Below are 20,002 nucleotides of genomic sequence, written 5' to 3'. Positions count from 1 at the left end.
CGACGCGAGGTCGCGGCCAGCCCGGGCGCCGTCGTCGACGAGCCCTGGCCCGCGCTGCCTCCCTTCCGGACTGTGACCGTCGGTACCGGAGTTCCACCGGTTCAACCGGGGCGACCACCGTCTGGGGGCCGCACCGGGTCGCGGACTGTGACCGCCGGTTCAGATTTTCGCTGACCCCGGAGCGCGTTGCTCACCGGCGACGATAGCACCGGGCCCCGACAGCGGCCTCGGCCGCCGTCACGCCCCGTCACGTCGCCCCGCCGGGTCAGGTCGGAGGGTGCAGGCCCTCGTCGGCCGGCCCGGTCCGCCAGGCGGTGAAGTGCACGGTGAGGCCGTCGCGCGAGGGGGCGCAGCACATCGGCCCCGCCGTCGCCGCCGCGTCCGCGTCGAGCGGCGACACCCGGACCAGGCGCCACGGCTCGTCGTCCACGCGGGCACGGACGGTCAGGGCGTCGCCGGAGCGGCTGGCCCGGACGATGACCTCGCGGTCGCGCCAGCCGGGGACGGGGGCGAGCGACCAGTCCGAGACGCCCCGCGTGACGACGGCGCCGAGGCCGTCCTCGCCGTCGCTGCGCTCGACGCCCGCCTTCGTCCACGTCTCGTCGTCGACCCTGACGAAGACGCCGGCCTGGTCGAACTGGGCCGAGAAGTCGAGACGGAACGAGACCTCGACCGCGGTGCCCTGCTCGAACGGCGCGAGGAGGGCGTGCTCCGTGTCGTGCACGAACCCGTACGAGGTGACGCGCCAGGCGTCGCTGCCCTCGACGGCGGTCACGCGCATCCCGTCGTCGCCCACCTCCACGCGCGCGGGCGCGGTCGTCCAGCTGCCGGTGCTCCAGTCGACGTCGATCATGCGGTCGAGGCTACGCCGCCGCCGACCCGCGACACGGCGCGGCGCGGCGCAGCGACGAGGCTCAGTCGACGACGAGCCCCAGGTGCGCCGCGAGCGCAGGGGCCAGCACCTGCAGCTGCACGGCGTCGACGGTCGCCCCCCGGAGCCCGTCGAGCCCGTCGACGCGCTCGAACGAGGTCGTGCGCAGGTCGACGTGGGCGAGGGAGGCGCGGGTCACGTCGAGCGTGCCGACGCGGCAGTCGACGAGGGCCACCCGCAGGGCCTCCGCACCGCCGAGGTCGAGCTCGCCGACGCTGCAGCCCTCGAGGACGACGTCGGTGAGGCGGGCCCCCCGCAGGTTAAGGTAGTCGATCTTGCCGCCGACGACACGGACGGAGCGCCAGTCGGCGTCGAACAGCTCGGCCGAGCCCCAGCGCGGGCGCTCGACGCGGACGTCGTGCCAGGTGCTGCGCCCGGCGGCGAGCTCGGGGGCGAACGAGTCGGCGACGACCGTCTCGACGAACCGCGCGCCCCGGAGGCGCGCCCCGCCGAGCCGGGGCGCCTCGAGCACGCACTCGCGGAGGACGACGCCCTCGAGGTCGCGGTCGGCGAGGTCGGCGTCGACGAGGCGCTCCCGCTCGCGGTCGTCGTGCGCGGCGAGGGAGTCGCCCGTCACGTCGACGAGACCGGTCGGGTCGACGTGGTCGATGCGGGGCGCGTCGGTGCCGCCGCCCGGGGCGGCGCCCGAGCGCCCGGCGCGGGAGGAGGAACGACGGGGAGCGGCCATGCGGACGAGGCTACCGATGGCCGCCGACACCGGACGGACTCGTTCTGGGGAGTGCCGCCCCGGCAGGAGGGGGGCACGATCAGTTCCATGCGCATGCATGAACGCTGCGCGCCGCTGCCCTGACCACCCGACGGTCGGGCCGCGCCCCTCCCCCGCCCCGACCGGAGAACCCCCGTGCCGTCATCCCTCCCTGCCCGTCTGCCGTCGGCCCTCGCCGCCGGCCTCCTCGCGACCGGCCTGCTGCTCGCCGGCCCGGTCGCCGCGCCCGCCGCGCCCGCGAGCGCCGCGCCGGCGCCCGCCCCGACCACCGCCTCCCTGCCGAAGGACCAGCTCGTCGTGCCGCCCTCGGCGCTCGCCCGGGCCGACGCCCTCGACGACGCGCCCACGACCGGCCCGGTCGTCCACACCCTCTGGGTGAGCACCGTGTCGGCCACCGCCGCCACGACCGACGACACGGTCACCTCGCTCGACCGCGCGTCGATCGACGCCGCCGTCACCGCGCTGCACGACTACTGGTGGGAGGAGTCGGGCGGCCGTGTCGACGTCCGCCTCGGCGGCGTCGAGGAGCGCTCCCTCGGCGGCACGAGCTGCGACGCGTCCACGACGCTGAGCAAGGTCAAGGCCTCGGCCTTCGGCGGCTCCTTCGCCTCGTACGGCTGGGCCGGCACCGAGAAGCACCTGCTCGTGCTGCCCCGCGAGGCGTGCGGCACGCAGGCGTTCGGCACCATCGGCGGCGACGGCGGCGAGATCGTCAGCTCGTACGGCCTCGGCCAGCAGCTCGGCGTGCCCGTGCTGCTGCACGAGTTCGGCCACAACCTCGGGCTCGGCCACGCCGGCTCGGCGCTCTGCCGCAGCACGACCTCGTTCGACGGCGCCCCCGGCGACTTCCGCAGCACGGCCGACGCCGCCTGCCCCACCGAGGAGTACGGCGACCACCTCGACATCATGGGCTACTCGGTGTCGGGCGCCCGCCCGCACCTGTCGTCCCCGCAGCGGATGCGTCTCGGCTGGCTGCCGAGCACCGTCGCGCTCAGCACCCCGGCGACCACGAAGCGCGTCGTGCTGCCCTCNTGCACTACGTGCTGGAGTACCGCACGGCCACGGGCCGCGACCGGTCGAGCGCCGAGTTCGCCGGCGGTGCGCCCCGCTGCACGGTCGTCGCGACCGGCTTCACGAAGTGTGCGCTCGACAGCTCGGCCGCCACGGGCAGCGTGCGCGTGCTGCGCGCCCTCCCCCAGCCCGGCGGCTTCGCCACGACGGTGGCCCTCGCGGTCGGCACCGACGCAGCGGCCGACCCCGCCCGCCGCGACACCCACCTCGACGCCGGCGAGTCGTTCACGAGCGCCGGCGGCGGCTTCACCGTCGCCGTGGCGAGCCTCTCGCCCCAGGGCGGAGCCGTGCTCGACGTCTCCCTCCGCGGGCCCCGCGGCGCCGTGTCGACCTCCACCGCGCTGACCCTCTCCACCGCCTCGCAGACCTACGGCGGAGCCGGCGCGACGGCGACCGCCGTCGTGACCCGCGCCGACGGCACGGCGCCCGCGGGCACCGTGAGCCTCGTCGACGGCTCGACCGTGCTGGCGACCGTTCCCGTGGGCACGAGCGGTCGCACGGCGATCGCCGTGCCGACGACGCTGGCCGCGGGGAGCCACGCGCTGCGCGCCTCCTTCACGCCCTCCGACCCCGCCGTCACGGCGTCGGGCTCGGCACCGCAGACGCTCGCGGTCACGGCCGGCGCGACGACCACGTCGCTCCGGGTCAGCGGCCCGCAGCAGACCTTCGGGTCGACGACGACGACCCTCACCGCGACCGTGCCGCAGGTGGCCGGCAGCTGGCCCGCCGGCAGCGTGACCTTCACGCGCTCGGGCGTGCCGGTGGCGGTCGTGCCGCTGGCCTCGGGCACCGCGTCGTGGGTCGTGCCCGCGAGCACGTCGGCCGGCCGGTGGTCGTTCACGGCCTCGTTCGCGCCCTCCTCGACGTCGCTCGTGAAGTCGGTCAGCGCGCCCCAGACGGTCACGGTCGTGCCCGCGAGCTCGACGGTGGCGATCACGCCCGCCACGACGAGCCCCGCACGGAACACCGCCACGACGGCCACCGTCACCGTGCGCGTCGCCGGCGTCGCCTCGCCGGCCGGCTCGGTCACCGTGCTCTCGGACGGGCGCGCCGTGCAGACGGTCGCCCTGACCTCGACCGGCCAGGGCACCGCGACGGTGACGCTGCCGCGGTACGCCACGGCCGGCAGCCCGGTGGTCTCGGTGCGCTACTCGGGCACGCCCGACGTGCTCGGCAGCACCTCGGCGGGCGTCACGCTGCGCGTGCGCTGACCGGCGGGGCGGCCGGGTCGGCCGGACGGGCTCCGTGCCCGCCCGGCCGCGCCCGGCGGCCCGCCCGCCCGTTCAGCACTCGACGACGTTGACGGCGAGCCCGGCGCGGCTGGTCTCCTTGTAGCTGTCGGCCATGTCGCGCCCGGTCTGGCGCATCGTCTCGATCACGGTGTCGAGGCTGACGACGTGGCTGCCGTCGCCCAGCAGCGCCATCCGCGTCGCGGCGACCGCCGTGCCCGCCGCGATGGCGTTGCGCTCGATGCACGGCACCTGCACGAAGCCCCCCACGGGGTCGCAGGTGAGGCCGAGGTGGTGCTCCATCGCGATCTCGGCCGCGTTCTCGACCTGACGGGGCGTGCCGCCGAGCACGGCGGTGAGCGCCCCCGCCGCCATCGAGGCGGCCGAGCCGACCTCGCCCTGGCAGCCGGCCTCGGCACCGGAGATCGAGGCGTTGCGCTTGTAGAGCGACCCGATCGCGGCGGCCGTGAGCAGGTAGCCGCGCTCGAGCTCGTCGCGCGTCACCCCGTGGAACCGCATCGCGTAGTACCCGACGGCGGGGATGATGCCCGCGGCCCCGTTGGTCGGCGCGGTGACGACGCGGCCGCCCCCGGCGTTCTCCTCGTTCACGGCCATCGCGTAGGCCTGCAGCCACTGCGCCGGCAGGTCGGAGGTGAGCAACGAGGAGGCGCGGCCCTGGTCGACCGCGGAGCCCCCGATCGCGAACGCGGTCGCCCGCTCCTCCTGCGCCCGCAGCATCTCGGCGATCTGGCGGGCCCGTCGCGGCACCTTCATCCAGCCCGGCAGCACCCCGGAGGCGGCGAGGCCGGCGTCGACGCAGGCCTCCATCGCGGCCCAGCGGGCGGCGAGGCCCGCGGCGGCCGCGGCCTCGCCGTGCACCGCGACCTCGTTGCGCCAGGCCAGCTCGGCGATGCCGACGCCCTCGGCGTCGCAGAGCCGGAGCAGGTCGTCGGCGTCGACGAAGGCGAACGGGGCCTCGGCGGCGGGCACGACGTGCTCGTCGTCGCCGTCGCGGACGACGAACCCGCCGCCGGTCGAGAACCAGACCTCCCGCGCGAGGGTCGCGCCGTCGGCGTCGCGGGCCTCGAGGCTCATCGCGTTGGGGTGCCGCGGCATGCGGGTCAGGGGCGCCATGCGGAGGTCGTTCGGCGCGAAGGCGACCTGGTGCCGGCCGAGCAGCCGGAGGCCGCCCCCCTGCTCGACGGAGCGCTGCATCGACGAGACCACCAGCGGGTCGCAGGTCTCGGGCTCCATGCCCGCGAGGCCCGCGAGCACCGCCGAGGGGGTGCCGTGCCCGAGGCCGGTCGCGGCGAGCGAGCCGTAGAGGACGACCTCCACCCGGGCGACGTCGTCGAGCAGGCCCGCGGCGTCGACCCCGTCGAGGAAGAGGCGGGCGGCCCGCATCGGCCCGACGGTGTGCGAGCTCGAGGGCCCGATGCCGACCGAGAACAGGTCGAGGGCCGAGACGTGGTCGGTCATGGTGCCTCCGGGGCGGGGGTCGAGGTCGGATCGGGGTCGGGCCGCCCGACGGTGCGGGCGTGCTCGCCCATCGCCGCCGCCATCTCGCCGAGGAACCTCCGGACGGTCTGCAGCTCGGCGTCGTCGTAGCCCGCCATCACGCGGTCGCTCAGCGCGCCGAGGGGCCCGAAGAAACGGCCGGCGACGGCGCGGGCCGCCTCGTCGTAGCGCACGATGACCCGGCGCCGGTCGACCTCGTCGCGCGTGCGGTGCACGTGGCCCGCGCGCTCGAGGCGGTCGATGACGCCCGTGGCGGCGCCGGACGTCACGCCGAGGACGTCGCCGAGGCGGCCCGACGTGACCGGGTCGCCCCGCTGCTCCGCCTGCATGACGTGCAGCAGCGCCTCCAGGTCGATGTGGCCGAGCCCCTGCTGCGCCGCGAACGCCTGGGCGACCCGCTGCGACTCGGTGGTGAGCCGCTGCATGGCCGTGACGACGTCGCGGCGGGCCCCGGCGCGGGCGGGCGCGCCCGGCGCGTCTCGCACGTCGGGGTGAGCCGGGTCTGGGTCGGTCATCGCGCCTCCTGTGCACTGATTCTCGCCGACGTCGGGTCGCCGCCGTGCAATACTCTCAGCAACTAAGACATCCACCAACTGAAGGACACTCGTGCGCGCACTCGCCCGCCTCGTCAGCGGCCACCGGTCGGCCTGGGCCGTCCTCGGCGGCACCCTCGTCGCCGTCGCCCTGCTCTTCGCCCTCCTGCCCTCCGGCGGCGACGACGCGTTCCCGCCCTCCGGGCTCCCCGACGACAGCCAGGCGGCGGAGGTGACCGCCCTGCTCGACGAGTTCCCGTCGTCCGACACGACCGTCGGCATCGTGGTCTGGAGCCGAGGAGGCGCCGCCCTCTCCGACGCGGACGTCGCGTCGGTCTCCGCCCGCGCCGAGGCCCTCGCGGCCCTGTCGACCACCCCGCAGGCCGTCCGCCCGCAGGTCAGCGACGACGGCGCCGCGGCGCTCGTCGCCGTGCTGCTCGCCGCCGACGACGTCGACGCCGACCTGTCGGGCGTGGCCGGAGAGCTGCGCGCCGCCGCCTCGGAGGGGCTGCCCGACGACCTCTCGGCGTACCTGACCGGGCCCGTCGGCTTCCAGGACGACGTCTCGAACTCGTTCGCGGGGGCGGACTTCCGCCTCCTGCTCGTCACCGTGGTCGTCGTCGCCGTGCTGCTGATCGTCACCTACCGCAGCCCCGTGCTGTGGATCGTGCCGCTCGCCGTCGTCGGCGTCGCCGACGGCCTCGCGGGTCGGGTCGTGGCGGCCCTGGCCGAGCCGCTCGGGGTGACCGTCGACGCCTCGATCTCGGGGATCCTCTCGGTGCTCGTCTTCGGCGCGGGCACGAACTACGCGCTCCTGCTGGTCGCCCGCTACCGCGAGGAGCTGCTGCGCGACGACGACCGGCACCGGGCGATGCGCACCGCCGTGACGAGCGCCGGGCCCGCGATCGCGGCGAGCGGCGGCACGGTCGCGCTCAGCCTCGCCACCCTCGTGCTCGCCTCCCTCGCGGGCAACCGCGCCCTCGGCGTGGCCTGTGCCCTGGGCGTCGTCGTCGCGGTCGTCTTCGCCCTCGTCGTGCTGCCGGCCGCCCTCGTGGTCTGCGGTCGCGGGCTGTTCTGGCCCTTCGTGCCCCGCGCCTCCGCCCCCGGCTCCCCCGGCGCCGACGAACCGCACCACCACGCGGCACGGAAGCAGGGCGCCTGGGAGCGCCTCGGCCGGGGCGTGCAGCGCCGACCGGTGGTCGTGAGCGTCGCCGCGGTCGCCGGGCTCGGAGTGCTCTGCCTGGGCCTCGGCGGCTACGCGGTCGGCCTCTCGCAGACCGACCAGCTGCTCGGCGACCCCGACTCGGTCACCGCCCAGCGCATCGTCGATGACTCGTTCTCGGCCGGACTCACCAGCCAGACGACGGTGCTCGTGCCGTCCGCGGCGGCCGCCGACGCCGTGTCCGTGGCGGAGGGCGTCGACGGCGTCGACTCCGCGACCGTCGGCGAGGCGGCCTCCGGGCTGACCCGCGTCGACGTCCAGCTCGCGGCCGAGCCGGAGAGCGACGACGCGTTCGTCGTCGTCCAGGCGCTCCGCGACGCCTACGCCGGGGCCGGAGGCGCGGTGTCGGACGCCCTCGTCGGCGGCAGCGACGCGACGGCCTACGACGAGCGCACCGCCGCGCAGGCCGACCTCCGCCTGATCGCCCCGATCATCCTCGCCGTCGTCTTCGCCGTCCTCGCGCTGCTGCTCCGGTCGCTGGTCGCCCCGGTGCTGCTCATCGCGTCGGTGCTCGCCACCTTCGCGGCGAGCCTGGGCGCGTCGACTTGGCTGTTCCAGCACGTGCTCGGGTTCCCGGCCCTCGACACGGCGGTGACCCTGTACGCCTTCCTCTTCCTCGTGGCGCTCGGGGTGGACTACAACATCTTCCTCACCACCCGGGCGAGGGAGGAACGGGAGCGGCACGGCACCCGCGAGGGCATGGTGCGCGCGTTGGCCTCGACGGGCGCCGTCATCACCAGCGCCGGCGTGCTGCTCGCGGCCGTGTTCGCCGTGCTCGGCGTGCTGCCGGTCGTCGCCCTCACGCAGGTCGGCGTCGTCGTCTGCATCGGCGTGCTGCTCGACACCCTCGTCGTGCGGACCGTGCTGGTGCCGGCCCTGGTCTTCCTCACCGGCGACGCGTTCTGGTGGCCGAGCCGCCGCCGCGGTCAGCCGCAGGCGGACCAGAGGCCGACGCCCGAGCCCTCGGCCGTGGCCTCGGCGGCGACGAAGGCGTCGCGGTAGCGGTACGGGTCGTCGTAGGTGTCCTCACGGCCGTACCCCTGGGCGACGAGGTCGTGGTTGAGCATGACCCCGGCGGGCGTCCAGACGTAGCGCAGCAGGCGGTCGTACCGGTCGGCGTCGCCCTGCGAGGGGTCGGCCTCGAGCCAGACGGCCGACCCCGCCGGCAGGCTCGTGGTCGTGAAGGCGCTCGCCTCGGGGCCGAAGCAGTCGACCGAGGCGTCGGGCTGCACGGTCTCGGGGGTGTCGACGCCGATGAGGCGGACCCGCTCCCGGGCACCGCCGTCGGCGAGCACGACGATCACGGTGTCGCCGTCGACCACGCGCTCGACGGTGGCCTGGGCGGCGCCCTCGGGGACGGCGGCGGGCACCGCGACCGAGGGGGACGAGCCGGCGCCCGGGCCCGAGCCGGCGCCCGGGCCCGAGCCGGCGCCCGGGCCCGACCCGTCGCGCGAGCCGTCGAGGAGCTGCGGGAACGCCACCACGACCACGGCGGCCACGACGACGACCACGACGCCGAGCAGCGACGACCGACGACGGCGCCCCCGCGCGCGACCGCCGCTCACTCGGCGAGCCTCGTGCCGCGCAGCTCGGGCAGGGCGAGGGCCGCGGCGGCCGCGACGAGGAACACCGCACCGAAGACGACGAAGAGCAGGGGCGCCCCGCCGAGCACGAGCAGCGGCGGCACCGACAGGGGCGCGACGATCGAGGCGATGCGCCCGACCCCGGCGGCCCAGCCCGACCCCGTGCCGCGCAGCCGCGTCGGGTAGAGCTCGGGGGTGACCGCGTACAGGGCGCCCCACGCCCCGAGGTTCGCGAACGACAGGGCCGCGCCCGAGACCACGATGTGCGTCGCGCTCCCGCTGACGACGCCCGCCCCGAAGGCGGCGGCGGCCACCGCGGAGCCGAGCAGGAAGGTCGCCAGGGTGGCCCGACGGCCCCAGCGCTCGATCAGCCAGGCCGAGACGGCGTAGCCGGGCAGCTGGGCCAGCGTGATGAGCAGCGTGTACTCGAACGACTTGACGAGCGGGAAGCCCGCCTCGACGAGCAGGGTCGGCAGCCAGACGAAGGCGCCGTAGTACGAGAAGTTCGTCGCCGCCCAGACGAGCCACAGGGCGACCGTCCGCCGGCGGAGCCCGTCGCGCAGGAGGGCGGAGAGGGAGGCGCGGCGAGCGCCCGACGCGACCCGCGCCTCCTCGAGGGCCGTCGCCCTGGTCGCCGCGGCCGCCACGTCGGCCGGGTCGGGGGCGGGCACCCCGGCGGCCCGCTCGAAGGCCCGGACGGTGCGCTCGGCCTCGTCGTGCCGCCCCCGGGACTCGAGGTACCGCACCGACTCGGGCATGCGCAGCCGCACGAACACGGCGTAGGCCGCCGGGAGGGCCCCGATCAGCAGCGCCCAGCGCCAGCCGTCGTCGCTGGTCGGCACCACCAGGTAGCCGACCAGCGCCGCCGCGATCGAGCCGACCGCCCAGAACGCCTCGAGCAGCACGACGACGCGGCCGCGGATGCGACGCGGCGAGAACTCGGAGACGAGCGTCGAGGCCACCGGCAGCTCGGAGCCGAGGCCCAGCCCCACGACGAAGCGCAGCACGAGCAGCGCCCCGACCGACCAGCTGAGCGCGGAGACGCCGGTCGCCAGGCCGTAGACGAGGAGGGTGAGGGCGAAGACGGTCTTGCGCCCGAGGCGGTCGGAGAGCGTGCCGCCGAGGGCCGCGCCGATCGCCATGCCGGCGAAGCCGGCCGAGGCGACGAACGCCAGGGCGCCGCGGTCGGAGCTCCAGACGACGGCCAGCTGGGCGATCACGAACGAGACGAGGCCGACGTCGAGGGCGTCGAGGGCCCAGCCGACGCCGCTGCCGACGAGCAGCCGGCCGTGCTTGCGGGTGAAGGGCAGCTCGTCCAGGCGCTCGGTGCGCGTGGGCGGTGCCTGCGTGGCGACGTCGTCGGTCATGGTGCCTCTCGGGCGCTGTCGGGTGGGGCGTCCCCGACACGCCCTGCCGTGCGCCAGCCGTGAACATCGACGAGGGTAGCGAGTCTCGGGGCGCCGCACCGTAGGCTCCGGCGCACCGGTCCATCGTGGACGGGCGACGGAGGCACCACCATGGCAGAGAAATCGGCGAAGAAGTCCACCAAGACGACCGCGACGCGGTCGCTCAAGGAAAAGCGGGCCGACAAGAAGGACAAGCGCGGCACCGCCTCCCACTCCGAGGACGCCGTCTCGAACGTCAAGAAGCGCTAGCTCCCTCCGAGCGCCGCGTCAGCGGCAGCGGCAGCGTCACGGCACCGTCAGCCCCCGTCACCCCGGGAGGCGGCGGTGCCGTTCTCGTCCCCGGTCGCCCCTCCGTCGGTGACAGACGCTCAGCTCGCGGCTAGCCTCGGGGGACGGGCCCACCAGGGGGCCCGGTCGAGGGGACCACCATGACCACGTCCGACGCCACGCCCGCTCCCACGCCCGCCCCGAAGCCCGGGCCCGGCCCGCGGCCCGTCCCGGCAGCCTCGGCCGCGGCGACCACGGCGCCCGCTCCGACCACCGCGGCCGCCGCGTGAGGGCCGCGCTCCGCCGCGGCGCCGCGGCCGGCACCGTCGCCGTCGTCGCGCTGGGGCTCGCCCTCGCGGGGGCGACCACCGCCTCCGCCGCCCAGGCCGGCGCCTGGGGCAGCTTCACGCTCAGCGGGAGCGCTCGCGAGTGGTCCGGCACGATGTCGCTGCCCGGCGGCTTCCCCGAGACGACCTTCACCTCGACCTCGCGCCAGGCCACGGTGCCGAGCGGCTCGAGCACCTGGCAGGCCGCCTCCACCGCGCCCGGCGAGCGCTACGGGTCGAGCCGGGGCCTGCCCTACCTCAACCTGCGGCCGCAGCTCGACCGGCCCGTCGCCTCCGCCGCCTCGGTCACCACCTACACGTTCGGCTCCGCCACCCCGTCGGCCGGCTGGTCGTTCGTCCTCGGCGACGTCGACGCCGACCAGGTCACCGTGACCGCGACCGACCCGGCGGGAGCGGCCGTGCCCGCCTCGGCCCTGGGCTTCGGCTCGGCCTACAACTACTGCCGCGTCGCCGGCGGCCCCTCGTGCGACACGGCCGGCCTCGGCGACGTGCCCCGCTGGGACTCCTCGACCGGGGTGCTGCTCGGCAACGCCGACGCCCTCGACACCGAGGGCGCCGCGGCCTGGTTCAGCCCGACCGTGCCGCTCGGCTCCCTGACGCTGACCTTCCAGCAGCGCTCGGGCTTCCCGGTCTTCCAGACCTGGTTCGCGACGCGCACCCAGTCGCTGACCGGCACCGTGACCGAGGGAGGCGCGGCCTTCCCGGCAGCGGCCGTCACCGTCCGCGACGCCTCCGGCACCGTCGTCGCGGAGACCACCACGAACGCCCGCGGCGAGTACGTCGTGCCGGCCCTCACCGCCGCGCCGGGCTGGCGCGTCACCGTCGAGCCGCCGGCGGGGACCCCCGCCGCGGAGGACGTCGTCGTCGACCTGACGGCCGCCGACGGGGTCGCCGACGTCGCCTTCCCGACCGCGCCCGCGCCCGCGCCGACATCGGTCGCGGTCACCGCCACGATCGTCGACACCGAGGAAACGCCCGTGCCCGACCTGCCGCTGAGGCTCGTCGAGCGCGCCTCGGGCGCCACGGTGGCCGAGGTGACCACGGCCGACGACGGCACGGCGACCGTCGCCGACCTCGCCCCGACGACGTCGTACGAGCTCTTCCGCGCCGACACGGGCGAGTCGCTCGGCACGCTCGTGCCCAACAGCGGCGGCGTGCTGCCGGTCGACTTCTTCCGGCCGGTGCCCGCGCCGGCCCCCGAGCCCACCGTCGACGTGAGCGGCACGATCGCCGGCCCCGACGGAGCGCCCGCCGCGGGCGCCACGCTCGACGTGGTGCTCGTGCCGGCCGACGGCGGCGAGCCCACCGAGACGGTCGCGACCGTGGAGACCGACGCCGCGGGCGGCTTCGAGGTCGACGGGCTGCTGCCCGAGACCGACTACGTCATCGTCGTCGACGAGCAGGCGGAGGCGGCGGTCCCGTTCACGACCCCGGCCGCCGGCGCCCCCGCGACGCCGCTCGTGCTCGAGGTGCCCGCGCCCGAGTCGGTCAGCGTCGACGGCACGGTCGTCGACCAGGACGGCGAGCCCGTCGCCGACGCGCCGGTCGCGGTGCTGCCCGCCACCGGCGACGCCCCGGTGGCCGAGACCACGACCGACGCCGACGGGCGCTTCGTGCTCGACGGCCTCGACCCCGGCACCGACTACCGCCTCGTCGTCGACGGCGACGTCGCCGGAGCGGTGCCCTTCACGACCGGGTTCGCAGACGCCGGGCTCGGCACGGTCGCCGTGACCGTCGTCGTGCCCGACCCGACGCCCGGCCCCACTCCCGGCCCGACGCCCGAGCCCTCCCCCGGCCCCCCGGCCGGACCGGCGCCGACGGCGAGCGCGGCCCCCGTGGCCCCCGGCACGACCCCGACGGTCCGTCCCGCCGGGCGGCCCGGCGGCCTCGCCTTCACCGGTGCCGACGCGGCCTGGCCGCTCGGCCTCGGGGCCGCGCTGCTGGTCGCGGGCCTCGGCCTCGTGACGGGCCGAGCCGTGCTGCGGCGCCGGCAGCAGGCCGTCGTGAGCGGTTCGGAGGACTGACACCGCGCCTCCCGCGGCCCTCGGCCCCGCCGCCGGTCACCTGACCGGCGACGGGGCCGCCGTGCTGACCGGGCCGTACCCCGTTCACGGAGCGGACTCGGCGGGTGGCGGGGCGACGCCCGGCCTACCGTCGGGCGGGCGCGCGGCTCGGCCGTGCGCGCCCGCGGGCCAGCCCGCCCGCGGACCCGCAGAACCGCAGACACCAGGAGGAACCCCGTGAAGGCAGTCGTCTGGCACGGCGTCGGAGACATCCGTCTCGACGACGTCGAGCAGCCCACCATCACCGACCCGAACGACGCCATCGTGCGCGTCACCCGCAGCGCGATCTGCGGCACCGACCTGCACTTCGTGCGCGGCACGATGGCGCCGATGGTCGAGGGAACGATCCTCGGCCACGAGGCCGTCGGCGTCGTCACCGAGGTCGGCGATGCCGTGCGCGGCTTCAGCCCGGGCGACCGGGTGATCATCGACAGCACGGTCTCGTGCGGCGCCTGCCGGTACTGCCGCGAGGGCCACACCGCCCAGTGCGACGTCGCGAACCCGAACGGCCCCGACGCGGGCACGAGCTTCTTCGGCGGGCCCGCCTCGACCGGCCCGGTGGACGGGCTGCAGGCCGAGTACGTGCGGGTGCCGTGGGCGCGCAACACCCTGCACCCGCTGCCCGACACGGTCAGCGACGACCAGGCGATCCTGCTCAGCGACATCTACCCCACCGGCTGGTTCGGGGCCGAGCTCGCCGGCGTCCGCCGCGGCGACACCGTGGCCGTGCTCGGCGCCGGCGTCGTCGGCCAGTTCGCGATCGCGTCGGCGTTCCAGCAGGGCGCCGCCCGCGTGATCGCGGTCGACCACCTCGAGGACCGCCTCGCCCAGGCCCTCGCCCAGAACGCGGAGGTCGTCGACTTCAGCCGGGAGGACCCGGTCGCGGTCGTCAAGGAGCTCACGAACGGCATCGGCGTCGACGCCGTCATCGACGCGGTCGGCGTCGACGCGCAGCACGCCGCGCACGGCCCGGCCGCCCCCGACGCCGAGCAGGCCGCCGCCTTCGAGGCGGAGGTCGCGCAGGTCGCGCCCGACGCCGCCCCGCAGGGCGACCAGTGGGTGCCGGGCAACGCGCCGTCGCAGGCTGCCCGCTGGGCCGTCGAGATGGTCGCCAAGTACGGCCGCATCGGCATCATCGGCGTCTACGCGCCCACGGTCGAGACGTACCCGATCGGTGCCGCGATGCTCAAGAACCTCACGGTGCGGATGGGCAACTGCGACCACCACTCCGTCACGCCGCCGCTCATCGAGCGCGTCGCTGCGGGGCTGTTCGACCCGACCGCGCTGATCACCGAGCGCGAGCCGGTGACCGACGCGATCGCGGCGTACGAGGCGTTCGACCGGCGCGAGCCGGGGTGGCTCAAGGTCGAGCTGACGACGGGCTCGTAGCCGGGCCGCGACGCGGGGCCTGCGGGAGGCGCGGTGCGGGCGGGGCCGGCACCGCGCCTCCCCCAGGTGGTCAGGCGACCGTCGTGCCCTCCCGCATCTCGTCGACGCTGAGCTCCGGGGCACCGCCCGCCGCCGCGGCCGGGTCCATCCAGACGAAGTCCCAGTGGTGGCCGTCGAGGTCGTCGAAGCTCTTCGAGTACATGAAGCCGTGGTCCTGCTCGCCGGCCGGCGTCGCCCCCACGGCGAGCGCCGCGGCGTACGTCGCGTCGACCTCCTCCTTGCTCTCGGCGCTGAGGGCGAGCTGCACCTCGGTCGAGGTGGTGGCGTCGATGATCCTCTTGCGGGTGAACTCCGCGAAGAACGGCCTCGTGAGCAGCATCGCGGTGATCGTGTCGCTGATCACGACGCTGAAGGCGTTCTCGTCGCTGAACCCCTCGTTGATCGAGTACCCCAGGGCCTCGAAGAAGGCGCGCGACCGGGCGACGTCGTCGACGGCCAGATTGACGAAGATCATGGTGGGCATCGGTGCGCCGCCTCTCTGCGGGGCGCCGGCGGCCCGTCGCCGCCGGTCGTCTCCCGCATGATGGCGAGGCGCCGCCGACCGTGTCAAGACCCGTCGGCGCGAGGTGTCCCCCTCCCAGCGGGCACCCCGACAGCGGGTGTTGCGTGGTCTGCATGAAGCACACGACACTCGGCAGCGTCGACGGCGGACTCGACGTGGGCCGCCTCGGCCTCGGCCTGATGGGCATGTCCGCGTTCTACACCGGCAGCGGCACCGACGACGACGAGTCGGTGCGGGTGATCCACGCCGCGCTCGACCACGGCGTGACCCTGCTCGACACCGCCGACATGTACGGCCCGCACACGAACGAGCAGCTGCTGGGGCGCGCCCTGCGCGGCCGACGCGACGGCGTCGTCGTCGCGACCAAGTTCGGCAACGTCACCGACCCCGAGGCGCGGGGGGAGCGCGCGGTCGACGGTCGGCCCGAGTACGTGCGCCGCTCGATCGACGGCTCGCTGCAGCGGCTCGGGCTCGACCACGTCGACCTCTACTACCAGCACCGCGTCGACCCGCAGGTGCCGATCGAGGAGACGGTCGGCGCCATGGCCGAGCTCGTCACGGCGGGCAAGGTCCGCCACCTCGGCCTGTCCGAGGCGGCTCCCGAGACGATCCGCCGGGCCCACGCCACCCACCCGATCACCGCCCTGCAGACCGAGTGGTCGCTCTGGAGCCGCGACCCCGAGGCCGAGATCGTACCGCTCGTGCGCGAGCTCGGCATCGGCTTCGTGCCGTACTCGCCGCTCGGCCGCGGGTTCCTCACCGGTGCCCTGCGCTCAGTCGACGAGCTCGCCGACGACGACTTCCGCCGCTTCGCGCCGCGGTTCAGCGGAGACAACCTCGCCGCGAACGTCCGCATCGTCGAGCAGGTCGACGCCGTGGCCCGCGAGGTCGGGGCGACGCCCGGCCAGGTCGCGCTGGCCTGGCTGCTCGCCAAGGGCGAGGGCGTCGTGCCGATCCCCGGCACGAAGCGCCGCACGTACCTCGACGAGAACGTCGCCGCCGACGACGTCGTGCTCACGGCCGCGCAGGTCGAGCAGCTCGACGCGGTCGCGGCGCCCCAGGGCGACCGGTACGCCGACATGTCGACGGTCGACCGCTAGCGCGGACGGCCCACGGCGGGCGGGTGCGAGCCGGGCGGGCGTCGACGACGGACCGCCGGGGTCGCACCCGCCCGCCGTCGTGACGGGGCAGTGCGACCTGAGCAGGGCGGCCGGGGCAGGGCGGGCCCGAGCGCGGGAGGCGCGGGTACGGTCGCAGCATGGACGACGTGATCAGACGGCGCGCGGTGGTCCGCGGCCTGGTGCAGGGCGTGGGCTTCCGCTTCTCGACCGAGGGCGAGGCCGACCGCCTCGGCGTCGCCGGGTTCGTGCGCAACCTGCCCGACGGCACCGTCGAGACGGAGGCCGAGGGCACGCCGGAGGCGGTCGGCCAGCTGCTGGAGTGGCTCACGGAGGGCCCGCAGGGCTCCCGCGTCGACGGGGTCGACGTGAGCGAGCTGTCGCCGCTCGGCGAGGGCGGCTTCGAGACGCGGCACTGAACGGCAGCGGCAGCGTAGGCGAGCGGCGGGCGGCGGGCGGCACCGTCGGCGAGGGCCCGCGTGCCGGGACCCGGCCCGGGAGCTCGCACGCACCCGACAGCGTGGAGTCCCCGGACCGGGCTGCACCCGAGGGTGCACCAGCTTGTCTACCAGGTCGGTCGGTGCGCTCGCCCACCGGTCGGGGGACGAACTCGCGACGGCCACCTCACATCCGCCCCCTCTCGCGCGTCTGCAGCGTGGGTAGCATCGGCAGAGGCGAGGAGACGACCGTGACGGAGACCGGCAGCGCGCGCGGAGCGGGCACCACGGGCACGGGCTGGGGCACGGACGACCCAGCCCCGACCACGGCCCCCGACGCGGCGGTCGTGCACACCACCACGAGCACGCCCGTGGGCCTGCTGACCGTCGCGGGGGGCGTCGACGGGCTCGTGGGTCTGTGGTTCGAGGGCCACCGGCGCGGGCCGACCCGCGACTCCCTGGGCCCGCGCTCCGACGTCGGCACCGGCGCGAGCGACTTCGGCGAGGTGGCCCGGCAGCTCGGGCAGTACTTAACCGGCGAGCGGACGGCCTTCGACCTGCCGCTCGCGCCGCGCGGCGACGACTTCCGCCAGCGGGTCTGGGCGGCCCTCCGCACGATCCCCCACGGCGAGACCCGCACCTACGGCCAGCTCGCCGCGAACCTCGGCGGGGTCGGGCTGGCCCGGGCCGTCGGCGCCGCGAACGCGCTGAACCCGCTGAGCATCGTCGTGCCGTGCCACCGGGTGGTCGGCGCCGGCGGGGCCCTCACCGGCTACGCGGGCGGGCTGGAGCGCAAGAGGTTCCTGCTGGCCCTCGAGGAGCCCGCCGAGCGGCGCGAGAGCCGGCTGTTCTGACGTGGGCCCGTTCGACCGCGCCGTCGAGCAGCACGGGGTCACCGTGCTGCGCGTCTGCCGCGCCCTGCTGCCGCCGGCCGACGCCGACGACGCCTGGTCGGAGACCTTCCTCACCGCGCTCGTCGCCTGGCCCGGGCTGCCGCCGGGGACGAACGTCGAGGCCTGGCTCGTGACCGTCGCGCGCCGCAAGGCCCTCGACGTGCTGCGCGGGCAGGCCCGCCGAGCGCTCCCGGTCGAGACGCTGCCCGAGCCGCCCGCGCCCCGGCCCTTCGACGAGGTGCTCGCCCGTGACGACGAGCTGCTCGACGCCGTCCGCGGGCTGCCGCACCGCCAGCGCGTCGCCGTCGTCGGCCACCACCTCGCCGGGCTCAGCCACCGCGAGGTCGCGGAGGCCACCGGGGTCAGCCACGACGCCGCCCGCCGGGCGGCGAGCGACGGGGTCGCCGCGCTGCGGACGGCGCTGGTGCCCCCGCCCCCGCCCCCGGCGCCGCCCTCGGACCCGCACCGGGCGCTCCCGCCCGCACCCCGCCGTCGTCGACCCGGAGGACCCTCGTGACCGACCCGACCACCGCCGAGCAGGTCGACCTCGCCGTGCTGCGGGCCCGGCTCGCCGCCGGCGCGGCCGACGCCGGCGTGCTCGACGTGGCCTGGAGCACCCTCGACTCCCCCGTCGGTCGCCTCCTGCTCGCCGCGACGGAGGTCGGCCTCGTGCGGGTCGCCTTCGAGGTCGAGGGGCACGACGCCGTGCTCGACCGACTCGCCACGACGGTCAGCCCGCGCGTGCTGCGGGCCCCGGCCCGGCTCGACGCGGCCGCTCGCCAGCTCGACGAGTACTTCGCCGGCCGCCGTCGCGCCTTCGACCTGCCGCTCGACCGGCGGCTCTCGCGGGCGTTCCAGCTCGCCGTGCTCGAGCACCTGCCCGAGATCCCCTACGGTCGGACGGCGAGCTACGCCGCCGTCGCCGCGGCGGCGGGCAGCCCCCGCGCCGTGCGGGCCGTCGGCACGGCCTGCGCGACCAACCCGCTGCCGCTCGTCGTGCCGTGCCACCGCGTGGTGCGGAGCGACGGCACGGCCGGCCGCTACCGTGGCGGCCCCGAGGCCAAGGCCCTGCTGATCGACCTGGAGGCGACACCGTGAGCGACGTGGTGATCGGCGACGACGGGCTCGCCCGCCCCGCCTGGGCGGCCGTCGACCCCCTGCTGCGGGAGTACTACGACACCGAGTGGGGCATGCCCGTCCGCGACGAGCGGGGGCTCTTCGAGCGGCTGAGCCTCGAGGCGTTCCAGTCGGGGCTGTCGTGGGCGACCATCCTGCGCAAGCGGCCCGCCTTCCGGGCGGCGTTCCGCGACTTCGACCCCGACGTCGTGGCCGCGTTCGACGACGACGACCGGGCACGGCTGATGGCCGACGCGGGCATCGTCCGCAACCGGCTCAAGGTCGACGCGACCGTCGCCAACGCCCGCGCCACCGTCGCCCTGCGCGACGCAGGCGGGCTCGTGGACTTCGTCTGGTCGTTCCGGCCCGCCGAGACGCCCCGCCCGGCCACGGCGGCCGAGGTGCCGACGACCTCGCCCGAGAGCGTCGCCCTCTCGCGCGCCCTGAAGTCCGTGGGCTTCCGGTTCGTGGGCCCGACCACCATGCACGCCCTGATGGAGGCGACGGGCATCGTCGACACCCACCTCGTCGACAGCCACCGGCGCGGGTCGTCCGGGGTGTGGGCGGCGACGCCGTGAGGGCCGGGGGCACGGCCCCGGGGGGCTCCGCGGCGGAGCCGACCCGCGACTCCCGCGCTCGTCGCCTGTCGCTCGCCGTCGACGGCGACTACGACCCGGCCCACGCCGTCGGCCTGCTCGCCGCGCACAGCGTGCCCGGGGCCGAGCTGACCGACGTGGCGGCCTCGACCCACTCCCGGGTCGTCGACCTCGGCGGGGCCGGGGTCGACGGGGCCGGGGTCGGTCGGGCCGCTCGACTCGGTCGGCTCGACGTGCACTTCGGCCCCGACGTCGTCGAGGTCGACGTCGTGCCCGCCGACGGCGTCGACCTGGGCCCGGCCGACCTCGACCGAGCCGCGGCGCTGACCCGGCGCTGGCTCGACCTCGACGGCGACACCGGCGCGGTGCAGGCCGCGCTCGGCGCCGACCCGGTGCTGGGCCCGCTGGTGCGGGCCCGGCCGGGCATCCGCGTCACGGGCAGCCCCGATGGCTTCGAGACGGCGGTGATGACCGTGCTCGGGCAGCAGGTCTCGCTCGCCGCGGCCCGGACCTTCACCGGACGGCTCGTCGCCGCGCACGGCGTCGACGTGCCCGGCACGGGCCTCCGGCGCTTCCCGCGCGCGGAGGCGCTGGCCGCCGTCGACGTCGACGAGCTGCGCGCCGCGGTCGGCGTGACCAACGCCCGGGCGCGCACGCTCTCGGCCCTGGCGACGGTCGTCGCCGACGGCCTCGTGATCTCGCCCGACGTCGACCTCGCCGACGCCCGACGACGGCTGCTCGCCGTGCCGGGCATCGGGCCGTGGACGGTCGAGTACCTCGCCGTGCGCGCCCTCGCCGACCGCGACGCGTGGCCGGCCGGCGACCTCGTGCTGCGGCGGGTGCTCGGCGGGGCGACCACGAAGGAGGCGGAGGCGGCCTCGGCCCCGTGGTCGCCCTTCCGCGCCTACGCCCTGTTCCACCTCTGGGCCGCGGTGCTGCCGACCGCGCCCTGAGCGGGGCCGGCAGCACCCGGGAGCGCCGCAGCGCCCCGGCG

At 76.4% G+C, this 20,002-nt stretch carries 20 protein-coding genes; 13 read left to right on the top strand and 7 right to left on the bottom strand.

All coding sequences use genetic code 11. From position 1 onward, the window contains the following. Positions 1 to 265 precede the first annotated feature (265 nt). Positions 266 to 853 (bottom strand): DUF1349 domain-containing protein, encoded by a 588-nt coding sequence (locus tag IFT45_RS04025; RefSeq protein WP_192126868.1) that lies wholly within the window; start codon positions 851 to 853, stop codon positions 266 to 268. Between the two features lie 61 nt (positions 854 to 914). After that, positions 915 to 1,619 (bottom strand): pentapeptide repeat-containing protein, encoded by a 705-nt coding sequence (locus IFT45_RS04020; protein WP_192126867.1) that lies wholly within the window; start codon positions 1,617 to 1,619, stop codon positions 915 to 917. Between the two features lie 1,079 nt (positions 1,620 to 2,698). On the opposite strand from IFT45_RS04020, the gene IFT45_RS17725 reads away from it, so the two are divergent. Next, on the top strand, positions 2,699 to 3,940 hold the full coding sequence (locus IFT45_RS17725) for an Ig-like domain repeat protein (protein ID WP_371810896.1): 1,242 nt from the start codon (positions 2,699 to 2,701) through the stop codon (positions 3,938 to 3,940). Positions 3,941 to 4,012: 72 nt separating this feature from the next. Here the strand turns inward: IFT45_RS17725 and IFT45_RS04005 are convergent, their stop codons facing one another. Continuing rightward, entirely contained in the window at positions 4,013 to 5,437 is a 1,425-nt protein-coding gene (locus tag IFT45_RS04005; RefSeq protein WP_056052892.1) for an L-serine ammonia-lyase, read from the bottom strand. Then, positions 5,434 to 5,991, bottom strand: coding sequence for a MarR family winged helix-turn-helix transcriptional regulator (locus IFT45_RS04000; RefSeq protein ID WP_185231721.1), 558 nt, complete (start codon positions 5,989 to 5,991; stop codon positions 5,434 to 5,436). The genes IFT45_RS04005 and IFT45_RS04000 overlap by 4 nt, the downstream gene beginning before the upstream one ends. Positions 5,992 to 6,082: 91 nt before the next feature. On the opposite strand from IFT45_RS04000, the gene IFT45_RS03995 reads away from it, so the two are divergent. Beyond that, positions 6,083 to 8,233, top strand: coding sequence for an MMPL family transporter (locus IFT45_RS03995; RefSeq protein WP_192126861.1), 2,151 nt, complete (start codon positions 6,083 to 6,085; stop codon positions 8,231 to 8,233). Here IFT45_RS03995 and IFT45_RS03990 read toward each other — a convergent pair. Together IFT45_RS03990 and IFT45_RS03985 are read right to left on the bottom strand one after the other, a co-directional pair. Next, positions 8,158 to 8,796, bottom strand: coding sequence for a thermonuclease family protein (locus IFT45_RS03990; protein WP_192126859.1), 639 nt, complete (start codon positions 8,794 to 8,796; stop codon positions 8,158 to 8,160). The two genes, IFT45_RS03995 and IFT45_RS03990, sit on opposite strands and share 76 nt — an antisense overlap. Then, positions 8,793 to 10,181, bottom strand: a complete 1,389-nt coding sequence (locus IFT45_RS03985; protein WP_192126857.1) for an MFS transporter — start codon at positions 10,179 to 10,181, stop codon at positions 8,793 to 8,795. The genes IFT45_RS03990 and IFT45_RS03985 overlap by 4 nt, the downstream gene beginning before the upstream one ends. 150 nt (positions 10,182 to 10,331) lie before the next feature. On the opposite strand from IFT45_RS03985, the gene IFT45_RS03980 reads away from it, so the two are divergent. The 4 genes from IFT45_RS03980 (at position 10,332) to IFT45_RS03970 (ending at position 14,286) form a co-directional block, all read left to right on the top strand. Beyond that, on the top strand, positions 10,332 to 10,469 hold the full coding sequence (locus IFT45_RS03980; protein WP_185231714.1) for a hypothetical protein: 138 nt from the start codon (positions 10,332 to 10,334) through the stop codon (positions 10,467 to 10,469). A gap of 179 nt (positions 10,470 to 10,648) precedes the next feature. Then, positions 10,649 to 10,777, top strand: coding sequence for a hypothetical protein (locus IFT45_RS17445; RefSeq protein ID WP_255354133.1), 129 nt, complete (start codon positions 10,649 to 10,651; stop codon positions 10,775 to 10,777). Next, positions 10,774 to 12,858, top strand: a complete 2,085-nt coding sequence (locus tag IFT45_RS03975; protein WP_192126855.1) for a carboxypeptidase-like regulatory domain-containing protein — start codon at positions 10,774 to 10,776, stop codon at positions 12,856 to 12,858. Before IFT45_RS17445 ends, IFT45_RS03975 begins: the two co-directional genes overlap by 4 nt. A 216-nt stretch (positions 12,859 to 13,074) precedes the next feature. After that, a complete protein-coding gene (locus IFT45_RS03970) occupies positions 13,075 to 14,286 on the top strand; it encodes an alcohol dehydrogenase catalytic domain-containing protein (RefSeq protein ID WP_056052874.1) in 1,212 nt (403 codons plus the stop codon). Between the two features lie 70 nt (positions 14,287 to 14,356). On the opposite strand, the gene IFT45_RS03965 is transcribed toward IFT45_RS03970, so the two are convergent. Further along, positions 14,357 to 14,809, bottom strand: a complete 453-nt coding sequence (locus IFT45_RS03965; protein ID WP_192126853.1) for a VOC family protein — start codon at positions 14,807 to 14,809, stop codon at positions 14,357 to 14,359. A 152-nt stretch (positions 14,810 to 14,961) separates the two neighbouring features. Between IFT45_RS03965 and IFT45_RS03960 the strand changes: the two genes are divergently transcribed. The 7 genes from IFT45_RS03960 to IFT45_RS03930 all read left to right on the top strand — a co-directional run bounded on the left by IFT45_RS03960 (position 14,962) and on the right by IFT45_RS03930 (position 19,961). Then, complete coding sequence (locus IFT45_RS03960) at positions 14,962 to 15,948, top strand: aldo/keto reductase (protein WP_192126850.1); 987 nt, start codon at positions 14,962 to 14,964, stop codon at positions 15,946 to 15,948. 158 nt (positions 15,949 to 16,106) lie between these two features. Beyond that, positions 16,107 to 16,385 (top strand): acylphosphatase, encoded by a 279-nt coding sequence (locus IFT45_RS03955; protein WP_056052869.1) that lies wholly within the window; start codon positions 16,107 to 16,109, stop codon positions 16,383 to 16,385. Positions 16,386 to 16,654: 269 nt separating this feature from the next. Beyond that, entirely contained in the window at positions 16,655 to 17,257 is a 603-nt protein-coding gene (locus IFT45_RS03950) for a methylated-DNA--[protein]-cysteine S-methyltransferase (RefSeq protein ID WP_371810870.1), read from the top strand. 1 nt (position 17,258) lies between these two features. Then, on the top strand, positions 17,259 to 17,813 hold the full coding sequence (locus IFT45_RS03945) for a sigma-70 family RNA polymerase sigma factor (protein ID WP_192126848.1): 555 nt from the start codon (positions 17,259 to 17,261) through the stop codon (positions 17,811 to 17,813). Beyond that, entirely contained in the window at positions 17,810 to 18,394 is a 585-nt protein-coding gene (locus tag IFT45_RS03940; protein WP_056052864.1) for a methylated-DNA--[protein]-cysteine S-methyltransferase, read from the top strand. The genes IFT45_RS03945 and IFT45_RS03940 overlap by 4 nt, the downstream gene beginning before the upstream one ends. Then, positions 18,391 to 18,990, top strand: coding sequence for a DNA-3-methyladenine glycosylase I (locus IFT45_RS03935; RefSeq protein ID WP_192126846.1), 600 nt, complete (start codon positions 18,391 to 18,393; stop codon positions 18,988 to 18,990). The genes IFT45_RS03940 and IFT45_RS03935 overlap by 4 nt, the downstream gene beginning before the upstream one ends. Further along, a complete protein-coding gene (locus IFT45_RS03930) occupies positions 18,987 to 19,961 on the top strand; it encodes a DNA-3-methyladenine glycosylase 2 (protein ID WP_371810869.1) in 975 nt (324 codons plus the stop codon). The genes IFT45_RS03935 and IFT45_RS03930 overlap by 4 nt, the downstream gene beginning before the upstream one ends. The last annotated feature ends 41 nt before the right edge of the window (positions 19,962 to 20,002 follow it).

The organism is Frigoribacterium sp. CFBP 13707, from assembly GCF_014842245.1.
Classification (GTDB): domain Bacteria; phylum Actinomycetota; class Actinomycetes; order Actinomycetales; family Microbacteriaceae; genus Frigoribacterium; species Frigoribacterium endophyticum.
This window is presented reverse-complemented; position numbering and strand designations above follow the sequence as displayed.

Bases quoted from the DNA above. Each gene is read 5' to 3' on its own strand.
- IFT45_RS04005 (WP_056052892.1), bottom strand. From the start codon at position 5,437: ATGACCGACCACGTCTCGGCCCTCGACCTGTTCTCGGTCGGCATCGGG.
- IFT45_RS03980 (WP_185231714.1), top strand. From the start codon at position 10,332: ATGGCAGAGAAATCGGCGAAGAAGTCCACCAAGACGACCGCGACGCGG.
- IFT45_RS04020 (WP_192126867.1), bottom strand. From the start codon at position 1,619: ATGGCCGCTCCCCGTCGTTCCTCCTCCCGCGCCGGGCGCTCGGGCGCC.
- IFT45_RS03985 (WP_192126857.1), bottom strand. From the start codon at position 10,181: ATGACCGACGACGTCGCCACGCAGGCACCGCCCACGCGCACCGAGCGC.
- IFT45_RS03965 (WP_192126853.1), bottom strand. From the start codon at position 14,809: ATGCCCACCATGATCTTCGTCAATCTGGCCGTCGACGACGTCGCCCGG.
- IFT45_RS17445 (WP_255354133.1), top strand. From the start codon at position 10,649: ATGACCACGTCCGACGCCACGCCCGCTCCCACGCCCGCCCCGAAGCCC.
- IFT45_RS04025 (WP_192126868.1), bottom strand. From the start codon at position 853: ATGATCGACGTCGACTGGAGCACCGGCAGCTGGACGACCGCGCCCGCG.
- IFT45_RS03960 (WP_192126850.1), top strand. From the start codon at position 14,962: ATGAAGCACACGACACTCGGCAGCGTCGACGGCGGACTCGACGTGGGC.
- IFT45_RS03955 (WP_056052869.1), top strand. From the start codon at position 16,107: ATGGACGACGTGATCAGACGGCGCGCGGTGGTCCGCGGCCTGGTGCAG.
- IFT45_RS04000 (WP_185231721.1), bottom strand. From the start codon at position 5,991: ATGACCGACCCAGACCCGGCTCACCCCGACGTGCGAGACGCGCCGGGC.